This window comes from Frankia gtarii (assembly GCF_025403375.1).
Taxonomy (GTDB): Bacteria; Actinomycetota; Actinomycetes; order Frankiales; family Frankiaceae; genus Frankia; species Frankia gtarii.
Genome location: NZ_JAMPTM010000560.1, coordinates 1 through 1077, shown reverse-complemented (window position 1 = coordinate 1077; position 1077 = coordinate 1). Strand labels below are relative to the sequence as shown.

At 63.0% G+C, this 1077-nt stretch carries 1 protein-coding gene; it reads left to right on the top strand.

Going from position 1 to position 1077, the window contains the following annotated elements; genetic code table 11:
* Window positions 1-1077 (top strand): chaperonin GroEL (gene groEL / locus NBZ83_RS32290; protein WP_261576530.1); only part of this gene is annotated, 1077 nt, incomplete at both ends.

Genomic DNA, 1077 nt, shown 5'->3' with positions numbered 1-1077 from the left:
GGCGCGGAGCTCGTCAAGGAAGTCGCGAAGAAGACCAACGACGTCGCGGGTGACGGTACGACCACCGCGACGATCCTGGCTCAGGCTCTGGTGCGTGAGGGTCTGCGTAACGTGGCCGCCGGCGCGAACCCGCTGGGCCTGAAGAAGGGCATCGAGGTCGCGGTCGAGCGGGTCTCCGAGGAGCTGTCGAAGCAGGCCAAGGAGGTCGAGACCAAGGAGCAGATTGCTTCGACGGCGTCGATCTCGGCCGGCGACTCGGCGATCGGTGGTCTGATCGCCGAGGCGTTGGACAAGGTCGGCAAGGAAGGCGTTGTCACCGTCGAGGAGAGCAACACCTTCGGTCTGGAGCTTGAGCTCACCGAGGGTATGCGCTTCGACAAGGGTTACATCTCGCCGTACTTCGTCACGGATGCGGACCGTCAGGAAGCCGTTCTCGACGACCCGTACATCCTGATCGTCAACAGCAAGATCGCCGCGGTGAAGGATCTGCTCCCGTTGTTGGAGAAGGTCATGCAGACCAGCAAGCCGCTGGTCATCATCTCCGAGGATGTCGAGGGTGAGGCGTTGGCGACCCTGGTCGTCAACAAGATCCGTGGCACGTTCAAGAGTGTTGCGGTGAAGGCTCCTGGTTTCGGGGACCGCCGTAAGGCGATCCTGGGTGACATCGCGATCCTGACTGGTGGTCAGGTGATCTCCGAGGATGTCGGTCTGAAGCTGGAGAGCACCTCGCTGGACCTGCTGGGGCGTGCGCGGAAGATCGTCGTGACGAAGGACGAGACGACGGTTGTCGAGGGTTCGGGGGATCCGGACCAGATTGCCGGTCGGGTCAGCCAGATCCGTAACGAGATCGAGAAGTCGGACTCGGACTACGACCGTGAGAAGCTTCAGGAGCGTCTGGCGAAGCTGGCCGGTGGTGTCGCGGTCATCAAGGTCGGTGCGGCGACCGAGGTGGAGCTGAAGGAGAAGAAGCACCGTATCGAGGATGCGGTGTCGAACGCGAAGGCCGCCGTCGAGGAGGGCATCGTCGCTGGTGGTGGCGTCGCGCTGCTTCAGGCGTCGATCACCGCTTTCGAGAAG